A 16,764-nucleotide genomic window follows, 5' to 3' on the forward strand; every position below is an offset into this window, starting at 1 on the left:
GTCGCGAACGGAAGGCGGCTCTGATGACGACGACGACTTTCACTGACGAGACCCGGGAGCGGGCGCGCGAGATCATCGCCCGTTACCCGGCGGACCGGTCCCGCTCGGCGTTGCTGCCGCTGCTGCACCTGGTGCAGGCCGAAGAGGGCTACGTCTCCCCGGCCGGGGTCGCGTTCTGCGCCGAGGTGCTGGGGCTGAACAAGGCCCAGGTCGGCGCGGTGGCCACCTTCTACACGATGTACAAGCGCAAGCCGACCGGTGACTTCCTGGTCAGCGTCTGCACCAACACGATGTGCAACGTGCTCGGTGGCCAGGAGGTCTACGACACCCTCGCCGAGCACCTGGGCGTCGGGCACGACGAGACCACCGCCGACGGCACGATCACGCTGGAGCACGCCGAGTGCCTGGCGGCGTGCGACTACGGCCCGGTGATGACCGTCAACTACGACTTCTTCGACGGCGTGGACCCCTCCACCGCGGTCGGTGTGGTCGACGAGCTGCGGGCCGGCGGCCGGCCGATGCCTACCCGGGGCGCCCGGCTCTGCACCCTCAAGGAAATGGCGGTGCAGCTCGCCGGTTTCGCCGACGAGCGCGACGGTGCGGTCGCCGACGGCGGGCCGGGCGAGCCCACCCTGCGCGGGTTGCGGCTGGCCCAGCAGCACGGTGTCTCGGTGCCGGGCTTCGACCCGAACACCCCGATCCGCAGCAAGGCCGAGGCCGACAAGGCCGCCGCCGAGGCGAAGGCGAAGGCGGAGGCCGCCAAGCCGGCGCCCGTCGAGGCCAGCGCGGCGCCGGTCAAGGGTGGCGACGGGGCTTCCGCCCCGACGGGGGCGGTCGCGGTCGCCGAGCCGGCGAAGCCGGCGGACGCCACCGAGCCGGCGAAGCCGGCGGAGGCATCCGGCAGCACCACCCGGGACGTCAAGGCACCGGACGACAAGTCGCCGCAGGTGCGTACCGCCGAGACCCGGCAGCCGGACGCGGACACCGCAGTGCCGGACGCCCCTGGCACGAAGGTCCCCACCGACGGCACCGGCACCGCGCCCGAGGCTGGCGACGCGCGGTCGGCCGAGGCCGCAGGCGTGGCGGCGAACGCGCCGGCCGGCGACGGCAAGCCCGCCGGCGACGAGGCCGCGGCGCAGGAGCGCAACCTCACCGAAGCGAAGGCTGGGACGGACGCCGACGGCGCCGGACCGTCGGACGCGAACGAAACGGGGGCCCAGAAGTGACCACTCCCCGCCCGGAGACGCTGGCCAAGCTGACGCCGGTGCTGACCAAGCGCTGGCTGTCGCCGGACGCCTGGCGCATCGGCACGTACGAGCAGCTGGACGGCTACGCCGCGCTGCGCAAGGCGCTCAAGGCCCACCCGGACGACCTGATCCAGCTGATCAAGGACTCCGGGTTGCGCGGCCGAGGCGGCGCCGGCTTCCCCACCGGTCTCAAGTGGGGCTTCATTCCGCAGGGTGACGGTAAGCCGCACTACCTGGTGGTCAACGCCGATGAGGGCGAGCCGGGCACCTGCAAGGACCTGCCGCTGATGACCCACGACCCGCACGCGCTGGTCGAGGGCGTCATCATCGCGTCGTACGCGATCCGGGCCGCCCGCGCCTACATCTACATCCGGGGCGAGGCGGTGCACGCCGCGCGTCGGCTGCGCAACGCCGTCCAGGAGGCGTACGACAAGGGTTACCTGGGCCGGAACATCCTGCGCAGCGGCTACGACCTGGAGCTGGTGGTGCACTCCGGCGCCGGGGCGTACATCTGCGGCGAGGAGACGGCGCTGCTGGACTCGCTGGAGGGGTTCCGGGGTCAGCCCCGGCTGCGCCCGCCGTTCCCGGCCACCCACGGCCTCTACGCGAGCCCGACGGTGGTGAACAACGTCGGCACCATCGCCAGCGTGCCGCCGATCGTGCTCGGTGGGGCCGACTGGTGGAAGAGCATGGGCACCGAGAAGTCCTCCGGGCCGATGATCTACTCGCTCTCCGGTCGGATCGCCAACCCGGGCCAGTACGAGTGCTCGATGGGCGTCACGCTGCGCGAGCTGCTGGAGCTGGCCGGTGGCATGCAGCCTGGCCACAACCTGCGGTTCTGGACCCCGGGCGGCTCGTCCACCCCGCTGCTCGCCGCCGAGCACCTGGACGTGCCACTGGACTTCGAGGGGGTGGCGGCGGCCGGCTCGATCCTGGGCACCACGGCCACGCAGATCTTCTCCGACCAGGACTGCCCGGTCTACGCGACGTACCGGTGGCTGGAGTTCTACCACCACGAGTCGTGCGGCAAGTGCACCCCGTGCCGCGAGGGCAACTACTGGATGGTTCGGGTCTACCGGCGCATCCTCGCCGGTCAGGGCACCCACGAAGACCTGGACACCCTGCTGGACACCTGCGACAACATCCTCGGCCGCTCGTTCTGCGGCCTGGGTGACGGTGCGACCAGCTCGGTGACCTCCTCGCTGCAGTACTTCAAGCAGGACTACCTCGACTACATCGAGGGTCGGACCGCACCCAAGCTGTCGGAGAAGACCCTGGTAGGGGCGCACTGATGACCGACGTAGCCAAGCAGACCGAGACCGTCACCCTCACCATCGACGGCGTCGAGGTCACCGCCCCCAAGGGGACGCTGCTGATCCGGGTCGCCGAGCAGATGGGCACCGAGATCCCCCGGTTCTGCGACCACCCGCTGCTGGCCCCGGCCGGCGCGTGCCGGCAGTGCCTGGTCGAGGTGGAGGGGCAGCGCAAGCCGGTCGCCTCCTGCACCCAGACCGTCGCCGACGGCATGGTCGTGCGTACCCAGATCACCTCCCCGGTGGCCAAGAAGGCGCAGGAGGGGGTGATGGAGCTGCTGCTGCTCAACCACCCACTGGACTGCCCGATGTGTGACAAGGGCGGCGAGTGCCCGCTCCAGAACCAGGCCATGTCCACCGGCCGCACCGACTCGCGCTTCCACGAGCACAAGCGGGAGTACGAGAAGCCGATGGCGATCAGCAGCCAGGTGCTGCTGGACCGCGAACGGTGCGTGCTCTGCCAGCGCTGCACCCGGTTCTCCGAGGAGATCGCCGGCGACAAGTTCATCGACCTGATGGGCCGGTCGTCCGCCGAGGAGATCAACATCTACCGGGACGACGCGTACGGCGAGGAGGGCGACGCCGGAGACGTTCCGTTCAACTCCTACTTCTCCGGCAACACCGTGCAGATCTGCCCGGTGGGTGCGCTGACCGGTGCCCAGTACCGGTTCCGCGCCCGCCCCTTCGACCTGGTCTCCAGCCCGAGCGTCTGCGAGCACTGCTCGGCCGGCTGCGGGCAGCGCACCGACTGGCGGCGCGGCAAGGTGCTGCGCCGGCTGGCCGGCGACGAGCCGCAGGTAAACGAGGAGTGGAACTGCGACAAGGGCCGGTGGGGCTTCCAGTACACCCGGGCCGCCGACCGGCTGACCACTCCGCTGGTCCGCGACGAGCACACCGGTGAGCTGCGCGAGGCCTCCTGGAGTGAGGCGCTCACCGTCGCCGCCGAGGGGCTGCACACGGCTCGGGAGAGCGGGCAGGGCACGGCGGTGCTCACCGGCGGTCGGCTGACCGTCGAGGACGCGTACGCGTACGCCAAGTTCGCCCGGGTCGCGTTGAACACCAACGACATCGACTTCCGGGCCCGGCCGGTCTCCCGCGAGGAGGCCGACTTCCTGGCCAGCTCGGTCGCCGGGGTCACCGACGTCACCTACACCGACGTGGAGAACGCGCCGGCGGTGGTGCTGGTCGGCCTGGAGCCCGAGGAGGAGTGCCCGATCCTCTTCCTGCGGCTGCGCAAGGCGTACCTGAAGAAGACCCTGACGGTGTACGCGCTGGCGCCCTTCGCCACCCGCGGCCTGGAGAAGCTCGGTGCCAAGCTGGCCCGGGTGGTGCCGGGCGAGGAGGCCAGCGTGCTCGCCGAGCACGCCACGGTCAGCGAGGCGCTGAGCGCACCGGGCGCGATCCTGATCGTCGGTGAGCGGTTGGCCTCCGTGCCGGGTGGGCTCTCCGCCGCGGCCGACGTGGCCCGGCGTACCGGCGCGAAGCTGGCCTGGGTGCCGCGGCGCGCGGGTGACCGCGGCGCGGTCGACGCGGGCTGCCTGCCCAACCTGCTCCCCGGTGGACGCCTGGTCACCGAGCCGGCCGCCCGGGCCGAGCTGGGTGAGGCGTGGGACATCCCGGCCGGGGTGATCCCGAGCCAGGCCGGCCGGGACACCGACGGCATCCTGAGCGCGGCCGCCAACGGTCAGCTCGGCGCGCTTGTCGTCGGCGGTGTCGACCCGGCCGACCTGGCCGACCCGCGACTGGCCGAGTCCGCCCTGGACGCGGTGCCGTTCCTGGTCAGCCTCGAACTGCGCGCCAGCGCGGTGACCCGGCGGGCGAACGTGGTGCTGCCGGTCGCCCCGGTGGCCGAGAAGGCCGGCAGCTTCCTGGACTGGGAGGGTCGGCTGCGCCCGTTCGAGGCGGTGCTGAACACCGCCGCGATGACCGACGGCCGGGTGCTCGACGCGCTGGCCGCGCTGCTCGACGTGCGCCTCGGCACGGCCGACGTGCTGAGCGTGCGTCGCGAGCTGGCCACCCTGCCGGCGACGCGTCTGTCCCGACCGGCGGCGCCGTCGGTCGCGCCGGGCCCGGTGCCGGAGCCGAAGGCCGGGGAGGCCGTGCTGGCCACCTGGCACCAGCTGGTGGACCTCGGCACCCTGACCGAGGGCGACGAGAACCTCGCCGGAACCGCCCGTCCGCCGGTCGTCCGGCTGGGTAAGGGCACCGCCGAGGCGCTCGGTGTGGTCGACGGTGACGCGGTCACGGTCGGCACCGACCGGGGGGCGCTGACCCTGCCGGCGGAACTCACCGAGATGCCGGACGGCGTGGTCTGGCTGCCGACCAACTCACCCGGCTCGACCGTGCGGCGCAGCCTCGGGGCGACGTCCGGCGCGGTCGTCCGGATCTCCGTCCCCGCCTCGGGTACGGCCATCCCGGCCGGACGCGTGGCGGCCGACGAGACCGGTCTCCCGGGTCCGCTCCTCAACTCCGGGGGTAACCAGTGAGTGCGAGGAGTGAACGAGCGCAGCGAGTGAGCCCCGCAGTCGCGAACGAAAGGTGGGCACAGTGAGTCCCTCCTACCTCGCCCAGGATCCGACGTTGGCCGACTTCGGCCGGGATCCGTGGTGGCTGGTTCTCGGCAAGATTGTCTTCGCGTTCGCCTTCGGTCTGCTGGCCACCCTGCTCGGCGTCTGGTTCGAACGGCGCGTGGTCGGTTACATGCAGGTGCGGCCCGGCCCCAACCAGGTCGGCCCGTTCGGCCTGCTGCAGACCCTCGCCGACGGCCTGAAGATGGCCTTCAAGGAGGACATCCTGCCGAAGGCGGCCGACAAGGTCGTCTACTTCTTCGCCCCGACCATCTCGGTGATCTGCGCGGTCACCGCCCTGTCGGTGGTGCCGTTCGGCCCGATGGTGAGCATCTTCGGTCACCACACGCCGTTGCAGGTCACCGATGTGCCGGTGGCGGTGCTGCTGCTGCTCGCCTGCTCCTCGATGGGCGTCTACGGCATCGTGCTGGGTGGCTGGGCCTCCGGCTCCACGTACCCGCTGCTCGGCGGTCTGCGGTCGAGTGCCCAGATGATCTCCTACGAGGTCGCCATGGGGCTCAGCATCGTGGCGGTCTTCATGACCGCCGGCACGATGAGCACCAGCGGGATCGTCGCCAAGCAGGCGCACGGGACGCAGCTGAGCATCGGCGGTTTCGACCTACCCGCCCCCGGTTGGTACGCGATCCTGCTGCTGCCGAGCTTCATCATCTTCTTCATCGCCACGGTGGGTGAGACCAACCGGGCACCGTTCGACCTGCCCGAGGCCGAGTCCGAGCTGGTCGCCGGCTTCATGACCGAGTACAGCTCGCTGAAGTTCGCGCTCTTCATGCTCAGCGAGTACGTCGCGATGGTGACCATGTCCGCGGTCACCACCACGCTGTTCCTGGGCGGTTGGCGGGCGCCCTGGCCGATCACCATCTGGGACGGCGCCAACTCCGGTTGGTGGCCGATGCTCTGGTTCTTCGGCAAGGTGATCGCGCTGGTCTTCGTCTTCGTGTGGCTGCGTGGCACGCTGCCCCGGCTGCGCTACGACCAGTTCATGCGGCTCGGCTGGAAGGTGCTGCTGCCGATCAACCTGGTCTGGATCCTGGTCCTGTCGGGCCTGCGCTCCATCGAGGACTGGGACACCCGCGGCAAGGTGATCGCCGTTGGGATTCCGGCCGGCATCCTGCTGATCGCCACGATCTTCTGGCCCAGCCGGAAGCCGAAGCCGCAGCCGACGACGCAGGAACAGGTCGACAACCGGCCGCACGGGAGTTTCCCGCTGCCGCCGATGGATCTTCAGGTACCACCGAGCCCGCGTATCACGCGCGTGGTCGCCGAGCGGGAGCCGGCCAACATCGTTGCCGGCTCGGACTCCAGGGAGGTGTGACGTGGGCGCGATCACCGGAACGTTCAAGGGATTCGGTGTCACCTTCTCGCACATGTTCAGGAAGGTCGTCACCACCGACTACCCGTTCAAGCCGCCGGTGTCGGCGCCGCGCTACCACGGGCGGCACATCCTCAACCGGCACCCGGACGGCCTGGAGAAGTGCATCGGCTGCGAGCTGTGCGCCTGGGCCTGCCCGGCGGACGCGATCTACGTCGAGGGTGGCGACAACACCGACGAGCAGCGCTTCTCGCCGGGTGAGCGGTACGCCAGCATCTACCAGATCAACTACGCCCGGTGCATCTTCTGCGGGCTGTGCATCGAGGCCTGCCCGACCCGGTCGCTCACCATGAGCAACGAGTACGAGCTGGCCCGGGACAACCGGCAGGACCTGATCTTCACCAAGGAGCAGCTGCTCGCGCCGTTGCTCGAGGGCATGGAGCAGCCGCCGCACCCGATGCGACTGGGTGAGAGCGAGAAGGACTACTACGTCGGGGCGCTGGACAACCCGGGCACCTCCGCCGGTGCGGAGACGTCCCCGATGGGCCCCGGCCGCTACCAGGTCGAGGAGCACCCCGGCGTGACGTTCCCGGGCGCCGAGCAGGCCGCCCAGCGCGTCGCGGCCGGCAAGGGAGAGAAAGCATGAACGCGTCTACGGTGCTGGCCGCGGCGGGTGGGGTGTCCGGCGGCGAGGAGGTCACCTTCTGGATCCTCGGGCCGCTCGCGCTCATCGGCGCGATCGGGATGGTGGCCGCGCGCAACGCGGTGCACTCCGCGCTCTGGCTGGTGCTCACCATGCTCTGTCTGGGCGTGTTCTACGTGCTCCAGGCCGGGCCGTTCATCGGCATGGTGCAGATCATCGTCTACACCGGCGCGATCATGATGCTCTTCCTCTTCGTGCTGATGCTCGTCGGTCGGGACTCCACCGACTCGCTGATCGAGACGTTGCGCGGCCAGCGGGTCGCCGCGATCGTCCTGGGGCTGGGCTTCGCCGGTCTGGTCGGCGGCGCGCTCTACCGGGCGCTGCAGGGGACCACCGCGGTCGGCTTGGAGCAGGCCAACGCGGAGGGCAACGTGCAGGGCATCGCCCGACTGCTCTTCACCAAGTACGTGTTCGCGTTCGAGCTGACCTCGGCACTGCTGATCACCGCGGCGGTCGGTGCCATGGTGCTCGCGCACATCGAGCGCCGCAAGCAGGACAAGGTCGACCAGGTGTCGACGATGCGGGCCCGTTTCGCGCCAGGCAACTACCCCGGCCCCAAGCCGGGCCCCGGCGTCTTCGCGACCTCGTCCTCGGTGGCCACCCCGGCCCGACTGCCGGACGGCCGCCTCTCCGACCGGAGCACGCCGGACATCCTGCCGGTGCGGGAGCTGACCGCGCAGGAGACCACGCTGAAGGGGACGGACCAACGGTGAGCGCGAGGAGTGCAGCGAAGCGGAGCCCCGCAGTCGCGAACGAAAGCGAGTCCAGCCATGACGCCTGACTACTACCTGGTGCTCGCGGCGGTGCTGTTCACCATCGGCGCCGCCGGGGTGCTCGTCCGGCGCAACGCGATCGTGCTGTTCATGTGCGTGGAGCTGATGCTCAACGCGGCCAACCTGACGCTGGTCACCTTCAGCCGGATCAACGGTGACCTCAACGGTCAGATCATGGCGTTCTTCGTGATGGTGGTGGCGGCGGCCGAGGTCGTGGTCGGGCTCGCGATCATCATGTCCATCTTCCGGACGCGACGCTCGGCGAGTGTCGACGACGCCAACCTGCTCAAGTACTAGAGGGGTCCACCGGTGGAAGAGACTGTGGAATACGCCCAGGCCACGGGGCTGCTCGGGGGCGTCTGGCTGCTGGTGGCGATCCCGCTGGTCAGCGCGGCCATCCTGCTGCTGCTCGGCCGCCGGGCCGACCGCTGGGGGCACTGGTTGGGCGTCGCCGCCATCGGCGCCGCGTTCGTGCTCGGCCTGAGCTTCTTCTTCCAGCTGCGTGGCCTGGAGAACAAGTCGGTCGAGCTGAGCCTCTGGGACTTCATCGCGGTCGGTGATCTGCGCGTCGACTTCGGCCTGCTCTTCGACCCGCTGGCCGCGGTCTTCGTACTGCTGATCACCGGGGTGGGTTTCCTGATCCACCTGTACGCGGTCGAGTACATGTCGCACGACGCGGGCCGTCGTCGGTTCTTCGCGTACTTCAACCTGTTCGTCGCGGCGATGCTGCTGCTGGTGCTCGGCAACAACTACGTGATGCTCTACTTCGGCTGGGAGGGCGTCGGTCTTGCGTCGTACCTGCTGATCTCCTTCTGGACCGAGCGGCCGAGCGCGGCCACCGCCGGCAAGAAGGCGTTCCTGATGAACCGGGTCGGCGACGCCGGCCTGGCGATCGGCATCTTCATCATGTTCGCCACCCTGGGCACCACCCAGTACGACGAGGTGTTCAACGGTGTCGGTGCGCTGACCGGGACCACCGTGCTGGTCCTCGGCCTGTTGCTGCTGCTCGGCGCGGCCGGTAAGTCCGGTCAGTTCCCGCTCCAGGCGTGGTTGCCGGACGCGATGGAGGGCCCGACCCCGGTGTCGGCGCTCATCCACGCCGCCACCATGGTCACCGCGGGCGTCTACCTGATCGCCCGGTCCAACCCGATCTTCTCCGCCAACTCGACGCTGCAACTCGTGGTGGTCAGCGTCGGCGCGCTCACCCTGCTGATCGGCTGCATCATCGGTGTCGCCAAGGACGACATCAAGCGGGTGCTCGCCTGGTCGACCGTGAGCCAGATCGGCTACATGTTCCTCGGTGTCGGCCTCGGCGGCGCGGCGTACGCGCTGGCCATCGTGCACCTGCTGGCGCACGGCTTCTTCAAGGCCAACATGTTCCTGGGCGCCGGCTCGGTCATGCACGGAATGAAGGACCAGGTGGACATCCGCCGCTTCGGTGGGCTGTCCAAGTACATGAAGATCACCTGGCTGACCTTCATGATGGGCTGGCTGGCCATCATCGGCATGTTCCCCTTCTCTGGCTTCTTCTCCAAGGAGCCGATCATCGTGGCCGCCTTCGAGCGGGACGACTGGACCGCCTGGCTCTTCGGCGGGGCCGCGCTGCTCGGCGCCGGGTTGACCGCGTTCTACATGACGCGGCTGTTCGTGCTCACCTTCCACGGTCCGCAGCGGTGGACCGAGGACATCGAGCACCCGCACGAGTCGCCGAAGCTGATGACCATCCCGCTGATCCTCCTGGCGGTCGGGTCGGTCGGCGCCGGCTTCCTGCTCGCCACGTCCGTTCCGGACTGGCTGACGGAGACCGCCGGGCTGGGCGGCGAGCACGCCGAGCACGAGGCGGTCCTCTCGCACGCCGTGATCACCACGCTGTCGCTGCTGGTCACCGTGCTCGGCGCCGGGCTCGCCTGGTTCCTGTTCCGGGCCGGTACGGCCACCGCACCGCAGCCGGCCGGGGTGCTGGTCACCGCCGCCCGGCGCAACCTCTACACCGACACGGTCAACGAGGCGGTCTTCGAGAAGCCGGGCATCTTCCTCACCCGGGCGCTGGTGTACCTCGACAACCGGGGCATCGACGGGCTCGTCAACGGGCTCGCCGCCGCGGTCGGCGGAGGCTCGGGCCGCCTCCGCCGGATGCAGACCGGCTTTGTCCGCTCGTACGCCACCTCGATCCTGGCCGGTGCGCTGCTGGTGATGGCGGCGTTCCTGGCGGTGCAGGCGGGGTGGTTGGCGTGATCGACCTCAATACGCCCGCCCCCGCCGGCGGACCACGCAGTGACGACGGAGGTAAGGCCGCATAATGTCCAACTTCCCGTTCCTCTCGGTGCTCACCGTGGCGCCGCTGGTGGGCGCCCTGGTGGTGGCCTTCCTGCCGCGCCACCGCCCGGAGCTGGCCAAGCAGGTGGCGTTCGCCTGGTCGCTGCTCGTGCTGGTGCTCTCGGTGGTGATGTGGGTCAGCTTCAACGCCGGCGGTGACCGGTTCCAGTTCCGCGAGTCGTACTCGTGGATCCCGAACTGGGGGGTCAGCTTCACCTTCGCGGCCGACGGCATCGCGTTGGTGATGCTGATGCTGATCGCGGTGCTGGTGCCGCTGGTGATCCTGGCGTCCTGGCACGACGCCGAGTCGTCGAAGCGGTCGGTCCCCGTCTACTTCGCGCTGCTGCTGGTCCTCGAGTGCACGATGATCGGCGTCTTCGCGGCCGCCGACGTCTTCCTGTTCTACGTGTTCTTCGAGGTCATGCTGGTGCCGATGTACTTCCTCATCGGCAGCTACGGCGGGCACCAGCGGCAGTACGCGGCGGTGAAGTTCTTCCTCTACTCGCTCGTCGGCGGTCTGTTCATGCTGGCCGCGGTGATCGGCCTGTGGGTGGTCGGCGGCAAGACCTTCGACTGGCAGGCGCTGTCGCAGGTCGACATCAGCACCGGCACCGAGCGTTGGCTGTTCCTCGGCTTCTTCCTCGCGTTCGCCATCAAGGCGCCGTTCTTCCCGTTCCACACCTGGCTGCCCGACGCCGGTGGCGCCGCCCCGGCGGGCGCGGCGGCGCTGCTCGTCGGCGTGCTGGACAAGGTCGGCACCTTCGGCATCCTGCGCTACTGCCTGCCGCTGTTCCCCGAGGCGTCGAAGTGGTTCGCGCCGTGGGCGCTGGCCCTGGGCGTGATCGGCATCGTCTACGCCGCGCTGCTGGCGGTCGGCCAGAACGACCTCAAGCGGCTGGTGTCGTACACCTCGATCGCGCACTTCGGCTTCATCGGGGTGGGCATCTTCGCCTTCACCACCCAGGCCGGCACCGGCGCGGTGCTCTACATGCTCAACCACGGGCTGGCCACCGGCCTGCTCTTCCTGGTGGTGGGCATGCTGATCTCCCGGCGCGGCTCGTCGCTGATCAGCGACTTCGGTGGTGCCGGCAAGCTGGTCCCGGTGCTCGCCGGGGTGCTCTTCTTCGCCGGTCTCGCCTCGCTCGCGCTGCCCGGCACGGCGCCGTTCATCTCCGAGTTCCTGGTGCTGATCGGCACCTTCACGGTGAACAAGCCGGTCGCGGTCATCGCCACGCTCGGCATCATCCTGGCCGCCGCGTACGTGCTGTGGATGGTGCAGCGCACCACCCAGGGCACCCTCAACCCGGCGCTGACCGAGGTCGACGGCATGCGCCGGGACCTCAACCTGCGCGAGAAGGTCGTGGTCGCCCCCCTGATCGCGCTGATCGTGCTGCTCGGCTTCTTCCCGAAGCCGGTCACTGACGTGATCAACCCCGCCGTCCAGGCGACCATGGACGACATCGGCAGAACCGACCCGGCCCCGTCGGTGGGCACCGTCCAGGAGGCAGGCCGGTGAGCGCGAGGAGTGAGCTTGCGAGCCCCGCAGTCGCGAACGAAAGGTCGGCACTGTGACCGAGCTGAACCTGCCGTCGATCAACTACTCGGCGATCTCTCCGATCCTGATCATGCTGGGCACCGCGCTGCTCGGTGTGCTGGTCGAGGCCCTGGTGCCCCGACGCTGGCGGCACGTGGTGCAGTTGACGCTGGCGCTGCTCGCGGTGCTCGCGGCACTGACCATGGTGGTCCTCAACTCCAACGAGCGGATCATCACCGCCGGTCAGGCTCTCGCGATCGACGGGCCGACGCTCTTCCTCCAGGGCGCGATCCTGGTGCTGGCCGCGATGGCGCTGCTGCTGATCGGTGACCGCTCGGTCGAGCGGGGCGGGGCGTTCGTCGCCCAGGCCGCGGTGACCGCCGAGTCGGCCGACGACCGGCGGCAGGCCGAGGGGCGCAACGGTCTCACCGAGGTCTACCCGCTGACCACGTTCGCGATCGGCGGCATGCTGATCTTCGTGGCGGCGAACGACCTGCTGACCATGTTCATCGCGCTGGAGGTCTTCTCCCTGCCGCTCTACCTGCTCTGCGCGCTGGCCCGTCGCCGGCGGCTGCTGAGCCAGGAGGCGGCGATGAAGTACTTCCTGCTCGGCGCGTACGCCTCGGCGTTCTTCCTGTTCGGTGTGGCCCTGATCTACGGTTTCACCTCCGGCATCCCGGGCCGGACGGCCGGCGTCGACTTCGCCACCATCCACGCGGCGGTGGGCGAGTCGCCGGCCAGCCCGGTGCTGCTCTTCGCCGGGATGGCGCTGCTCGCCATCGGTCTGCTCTTCAAGGCCGCGGCGGCCCCGTTCCACGTCTGGACCCCGGACGTCTACCAGGGCGCTCCGACCCCGGTCACCGGCTTCATGGCGGCCTGCACCAAGGTCGCCGCGTTCGGTGCCCTGCTGCGCGTCTTCCAGGTGGCGTTCGCGAACGCCAGTTGGGACTTCACGCCGGTCCTGGGCGCGGTGGCGGTGCTGACCATGCTGATCGGTGCGGTGCTCGCGGTCACCCAGACCGACATCAAGCGGCTGCTCGCGTACTCCTCGATCGCCAACGCCGGCTACCTGCTGGTCGGTGTGTTGGCACCGAGCCGCGACGGGCTCGCCGGCACGATGTTCTACCTGGTCGCGTACGGCTTCTCGGTGCTGGCCGCGTTCGCCGTGGTGACGCTGGTACGCGACGACGACGGCGAGGCCACCCACCTGTCCCGCTGGGCCGGGCTGGGCCGGCGGTCGCCGTTCTTCGCCGCGCTGTTCACGTTCATCCTGCTCGCCTTCGCCGGTATCCCGCTGACCAGTGGGTTCACCAGCAAGTTCGCCATCTTCGGCCCGGCGCTGGAGGGTGGCCAGGCCTGGCTGGTGATCGCCGGTGTGCTGACCAGTATGGTGCTCGCGTTCCCGTACCTGCGGGTCGTGGTGATGATGTGGCTCTCCGAGCCGGGCGAGTCCACCCCGACCGTCACCGTGCCCGGTGGGCTCACCTCCGCCGCGCTGATGATCGGTGTGCTGGCGACTCTGGTGTTGGGCGTCGCCCCGGCGCCGCTGCTCGATCTGGCCGCCGGAGCCGCCGAATTCGTCAGGTGACCGAAGGATCGATCACCGGGGGTCGGCACGTGTTCACGTGCCGGCCCCCGGTGCGTATCCCCGGGCCGTAGCAGGTCGAACGCGTGTGGCATGGTTGATAGCGTGGTGAATCCGGCGGGCGAGCGTTCAGGTGCCTCCGGCTCCGGCGGTCGGCGGGGTCGGGCGAGCACGAGTCAGTTCGGCGCGCTTGGCCTCAACCTCGCCGATAGCCGTGTCGAGGCGTCCGTGCTGGGTCTGCTGGACACGGTCGAGGTCGAGTTGCGGGCCAGCGTGTCCAGCGCCGACCCGTTCGTTACCGAGGCTGCCCGGCACCTCGTCGAGGCCGGCGGGAAGCGTTTCCGGCCGTTGCTGGTGGCGCTGGGCGCCCAGTTCGGTGACCCGACCGGTGCTCAGGTGGTCCCGGCCGCCGTGGTGATGGAGCTCACTCACCTCGCCACCCTCTACCACGACGACGTGATGGACGAGGCCCTCGTCCGTCGGGGCGCGCCGAGCGCGAACTCCCGGTGGACCAACTCGGTCGCCATCCTGGTCGGCGACTACCTCTTCGCCCGCGCGGCGGACATCGCCGCCGACCTGGGCCCCGAGGCGGTCCGGTTGCAGGCGCGCACCTTCGCCCGGCTGGTGCACGGCCAGATCGCGGAGACCGTGGGGCCGCGCGCCGACGACGACCCGGTGGCCCACTACCTGCACGTGATCGCCGAGAAGACCGGCTCGCTGATCGCCACGTCGGCCCGGTTCGGCGGCATGTTCGGTGGCGCCGCCCCGGAGCACGTGGAGGCCCTCGCCGGGTACGGCGAGACGATCGGCGTGGCCTTCCAGCTCTCCGACGACCTGCTGGACATCGCCTCCGAGTCGGTGCAGTCGGGCAAGACCCCCGGCACGGACCTGCGCGAGGGTGTCCCGACGCTGCCGGTGCTCTACGCCCGCGAGGCGGACGACTCCGACGCGTCGTCGGTGCGACTACGGGAGATCCTGGCGACCGGCCCGTTGACCGACGACGCGTTGCACGCCGAGGCGTTGGGGCTGCTCCGGGAGAGCCCGGCGCTCAAGCGGGCCCGGGAGACCGTGCGCAGCTACGCCGAGGAGGCCCGCGCGCAGCTCGCCCCGCTGCCGCACGGCCCGTCCCGCAGCGCGCTCGAGTCGCTCTGCGACTACATCGCCGACCGCACCAGCTGATCCACGCCCCGGCCCGCTGCGGCGGCGGCGCGGGTCAACAGTCGGCTGCCGACGAGCATGAGGGCGGCGGCGAGCAGCATCGCCACGGCGGCGATGGTCCACATCGCCGGATAGCCGAGGTGGGCGGCGAGCGGGCCCAGGCTCAGCGGGCCGAGACAGCCGCCCGCGTACACCCCGGTCTGGGTGATCGAGGTGGCGGCGGCCGGTGACTGTGGGTGCAGCCGGACCACCGCGAAGTTCATCAGGCCGGGCCAGGCCCAGCCCAGGCCGAAGCCGAGCACCACGCCGACCACCAACGGCACCGAGCCGGTCAGCGCGAGCAGGCCCAGCCCGACCGCGCCGACGACCAGCATCGCGGCGATGAGGGCGACGTGACCGGTCTCGCGGCGGTCGGCAAACCAACCGGCGCCCACCCGAGCAACCACACAGACCGCGCTGCCCAGGGTGAGGGTGAGGCCGGCGAGGCCCGGCGACAGGCCCCGCGCCGCGGCGGAGTCCACCAGGAAGGTGCCCAGCGAGTTGGCCGCGCCCGAGGCCAACGTCGCCGCCGCGCCGATCACCACCAGCGCCGCCGTCGCCCGCCCGGCCCGCGTGCCACTGGCCCGGCGGGCCAGGCCGGGCAACTGCCGGGGTACGGCGGCCAGCGTCGTCAACGCGGCCACGGCGGCGGCCACGAACGCCCAGCGCCAGCCGGCGGTGAGCGCGATGGTGGGCACCGCCACCCCGGCCAGCAGGGTGGAGACCGGGATGGCGGCCTGCTTGACACCGAACGACAGCCCCTGCCGTCGGGCCGGCACGTGCTGGGCGAGCGCGGCGTTGCTGGCCAACTGGCCGAGCGCGTTCGCGGCGGCGCTGAGCGCCAGCAGGCCGACCAGCACCGGGTACGACCGGGCGAAGGCGGCCACGGCCAGCATCGACCCGGCGGCCAGCAGGATGCCGCAACGGGCGACCACTGCCGGTCCGTACCGCTCGACCAGGCGCCCGGAGGGCACCGAGGCCAGCGCGCTGACCCCGAAGTAGACGGAGACGGCCAGGCCCAGACCGGCCGGCGAGAAGCCGAGGTCGGCGCCCATCTGCACGGCGAGACCGCCGAGCAGGAAGACGGGCAGTACGCAGGCCACTGTGGTGACGACTGCGCCGGCGCTCGCCCGGACCGGGCGGGGCTGGGCGAGCGTCGAATCGGGGGTGGTGGAGGTGTCGGTCATCGTTCGGCAAACCTACGCGAGCCCCGCTCAGAGCACTCCTGGTGACCGGCGGGGCACAAGCTGTGGATAGTGATCTGGCATCCTCGACCCGAACAGGCATTTCGCACCGGGCCTGTTTTTCATATGGTGTAAGTCCCCGGCGGCGGAGGTGGTTGTGCGCGACCCCTTGGCAGAACCTTCGGACCTGATTCGCAGCGTGTCCCGAGCGCTACGGGTGCTGGAGTCGGTCGGTCGCGCCCCGAAGGGCCTGACCGTCAAGCAGATCGCCCGGCGCTGCGAGCTGACCGTGGCCACCACCTACCACCTGGTCCGCACCCTCGCCTACGAGGGCTACGTGATCCGTCGCGAGGACGGCACGTACATCGTGGGGTTGGAGGTGGCCGACCGGTACCGGGAGCTGGTCACGGCGTTCCGGGGCCCGCCGGCGGTCGGTGAGACGCTGCGGCGGGCCGCCCTGGACACCGGCTACAGCCACTACCTCGGTCGGTTCGTCGGCGGCCAGGTGGCCCTCACCGCAGTCGCCGAGGGGCACCGCTCGCCCTACCTGGAGGATCTGGTCCCCGGCTTCGACGAGGGGGCGCACGCGACAGCTCTCGGCAAGTCGCTGCTCGCCACCCTCACGACCGACCAGCGCAACCGCTATCTGCGTGAGTACGGCATGCGCCCGTTCACCACCGCCACGCTGACCACCACCGAGAGTTTCGAGGCCGACCTGGCCGCCGGCGACCGGCGCGGCATGCAACTGGAGATGGGGCAGTTCCGGCAGGGGGTGGCCTGCGCCGCGGTGCTCGTCGCTCCGGACAAGGACATGGAACGCCGCGTCGTGCTGGCCTGCGCGTTGCCGGCTAGCGAGATGATGACCTCCGCCCGGGTGGTACGCGCCAAGCTGCTCACCGTGGCCCGCAGCGTGGCCGACGGCATCGCCTCCGACAACTGACCGCCGAGAGGCCCTCTCCCGGGCTGGGAGAGGGCCTCTCGGGGCGGTCCAGCGCCGAACCGCCAGAGCAACGTC

The 16,764-nt window shown here is 70.5% G+C and carries 13 protein-coding genes; 12 read left to right on the top strand and 1 reads right to left on the bottom strand.

What is annotated here, in order from left to right; genetic code table 11:
• The first annotated feature begins 23 nt into the window (after positions 1-23).
• The 11 genes from nuoE (at position 24) to ACFYL6_RS13195 (ending at position 14,547) form a co-directional block, all read left to right on the top strand.
• Positions 24-1,226, top strand: coding sequence for an NADH-quinone oxidoreductase subunit NuoE (nuoE, locus tag ACFYL6_RS13145; RefSeq protein WP_387170813.1), 1,203 nt, complete (start codon positions 24-26; stop codon positions 1,224-1,226).
• Positions 1,223-2,539, top strand: coding sequence for an NADH-quinone oxidoreductase subunit NuoF (nuoF, locus tag ACFYL6_RS13150; RefSeq protein ID WP_387170815.1), 1,317 nt, complete (start codon positions 1,223-1,225; stop codon positions 2,537-2,539). Before nuoE ends, nuoF begins: the two co-directional genes overlap by 4 nt.
• Positions 2,539-5,046 (top strand): NADH-quinone oxidoreductase subunit G, encoded by a 2,508-nt coding sequence (locus ACFYL6_RS13155; RefSeq protein ID WP_387170817.1) that lies wholly within the window; start codon positions 2,539-2,541, stop codon positions 5,044-5,046. Before nuoF ends, ACFYL6_RS13155 begins: the two co-directional genes overlap by 1 nt.
• A 61-nt stretch (positions 5,047-5,107) precedes the next feature.
• Positions 5,108-6,460 carry an NADH-quinone oxidoreductase subunit NuoH gene (gene nuoH, locus ACFYL6_RS13160; protein ID WP_387170819.1) on the top strand — a complete coding sequence of 451 codons (1,353 nt, stop codon included), beginning with the start codon at positions 5,108-5,110 and terminating at the stop codon, positions 6,458-6,460.
• A gap of 1 nt (position 6,461) precedes the next feature.
• Entirely contained in the window at positions 6,462-7,103 is a 642-nt protein-coding gene (gene nuoI, locus ACFYL6_RS13165) for an NADH-quinone oxidoreductase subunit NuoI (protein ID WP_387170820.1), read from the top strand.
• On the top strand, positions 7,100-7,873 hold the full coding sequence (locus ACFYL6_RS13170) for an NADH-quinone oxidoreductase subunit J (protein WP_387170822.1): 774 nt from the start codon (positions 7,100-7,102) through the stop codon (positions 7,871-7,873). The genes nuoI and ACFYL6_RS13170 overlap by 4 nt, the downstream gene beginning before the upstream one ends.
• A 57-nt stretch (positions 7,874-7,930) precedes the next feature.
• Positions 7,931-8,230 carry an NADH-quinone oxidoreductase subunit NuoK gene (gene nuoK, locus ACFYL6_RS13175; RefSeq protein WP_030486270.1) on the top strand — a complete coding sequence of 100 codons (300 nt, stop codon included), beginning with the start codon at positions 7,931-7,933 and terminating at the stop codon, positions 8,228-8,230.
• Between the two features lie 12 nt (positions 8,231-8,242).
• On the top strand, positions 8,243-10,168 hold the full coding sequence (nuoL, locus tag ACFYL6_RS13180) for an NADH-quinone oxidoreductase subunit L (protein WP_387170823.1): 1,926 nt from the start codon (positions 8,243-8,245) through the stop codon (positions 10,166-10,168).
• A gap of 64 nt (positions 10,169-10,232) precedes the next feature.
• Positions 10,233-11,765, top strand: coding sequence for an NADH-quinone oxidoreductase subunit M (locus ACFYL6_RS13185; protein WP_124821335.1), 1,533 nt, complete (start codon positions 10,233-10,235; stop codon positions 11,763-11,765).
• A 52-nt stretch (positions 11,766-11,817) separates the two neighbouring features.
• Positions 11,818-13,371 carry an NADH-quinone oxidoreductase subunit NuoN gene (nuoN, locus tag ACFYL6_RS13190; protein WP_387170825.1) on the top strand — a complete coding sequence of 518 codons (1,554 nt, stop codon included), beginning with the start codon at positions 11,818-11,820 and terminating at the stop codon, positions 13,369-13,371.
• A gap of 90 nt (positions 13,372-13,461) precedes the next feature.
• A complete protein-coding gene (locus ACFYL6_RS13195) occupies positions 13,462-14,547 on the top strand; it encodes a polyprenyl synthetase family protein (protein ID WP_387170827.1) in 1,086 nt (361 codons plus the stop codon).
• Here the strand turns inward: ACFYL6_RS13195 and ACFYL6_RS13200 are convergent.
• Complete coding sequence (locus ACFYL6_RS13200) at positions 14,523-15,752, bottom strand: MFS transporter (RefSeq protein ID WP_387170829.1); 1,230 nt, start codon at positions 15,750-15,752, stop codon at positions 14,523-14,525. The genes ACFYL6_RS13195 and ACFYL6_RS13200 overlap by 25 nt on opposite strands.
• Before the next feature lie 154 nt (positions 15,753-15,906).
• On the opposite strand from ACFYL6_RS13200, the gene ACFYL6_RS13205 reads away from it, so the two are divergent.
• Positions 15,907-16,689, top strand: coding sequence for an IclR family transcriptional regulator (locus tag ACFYL6_RS13205; protein ID WP_387170831.1), 783 nt, complete (start codon positions 15,907-15,909; stop codon positions 16,687-16,689).
• Positions 16,690-16,764 lie beyond the last annotated feature (75 nt).

It is taken from the genome of Micromonospora sp. NPDC007208 (assembly GCF_042869175.1).
GTDB classification, from domain to species: domain Bacteria; phylum Actinomycetota; class Actinomycetes; order Mycobacteriales; family Micromonosporaceae; genus Micromonospora; species Micromonospora foliorum.

Excerpts from the sequence above, each read along its gene's own strand:
- nuoE (WP_387170813.1), top strand. The coding sequence starts at position 24 with ATGACGACGACGACTTTCACTGACGAGACCCGGGAGCGGGCGCGCGAG.
- ACFYL6_RS13155 (WP_387170817.1), top strand. The coding sequence starts at position 2,539 with ATGACCGACGTAGCCAAGCAGACCGAGACCGTCACCCTCACCATCGAC.
- ACFYL6_RS13170 (WP_387170822.1), top strand. The coding sequence starts at position 7,100 with ATGAACGCGTCTACGGTGCTGGCCGCGGCGGGTGGGGTGTCCGGCGGC.
- nuoK (WP_030486270.1), top strand. The coding sequence starts at position 7,931 with ATGACGCCTGACTACTACCTGGTGCTCGCGGCGGTGCTGTTCACCATC.
- ACFYL6_RS13185 (WP_124821335.1), top strand. The coding sequence starts at position 10,233 with ATGTCCAACTTCCCGTTCCTCTCGGTGCTCACCGTGGCGCCGCTGGTG.
- ACFYL6_RS13195 (WP_387170827.1), top strand. The coding sequence starts at position 13,462 with ATGGTTGATAGCGTGGTGAATCCGGCGGGCGAGCGTTCAGGTGCCTCC.
- ACFYL6_RS13200 (WP_387170829.1), bottom strand. The coding sequence starts at position 15,752 with ATGACCGACACCTCCACCACCCCCGATTCGACGCTCGCCCAGCCCCGC.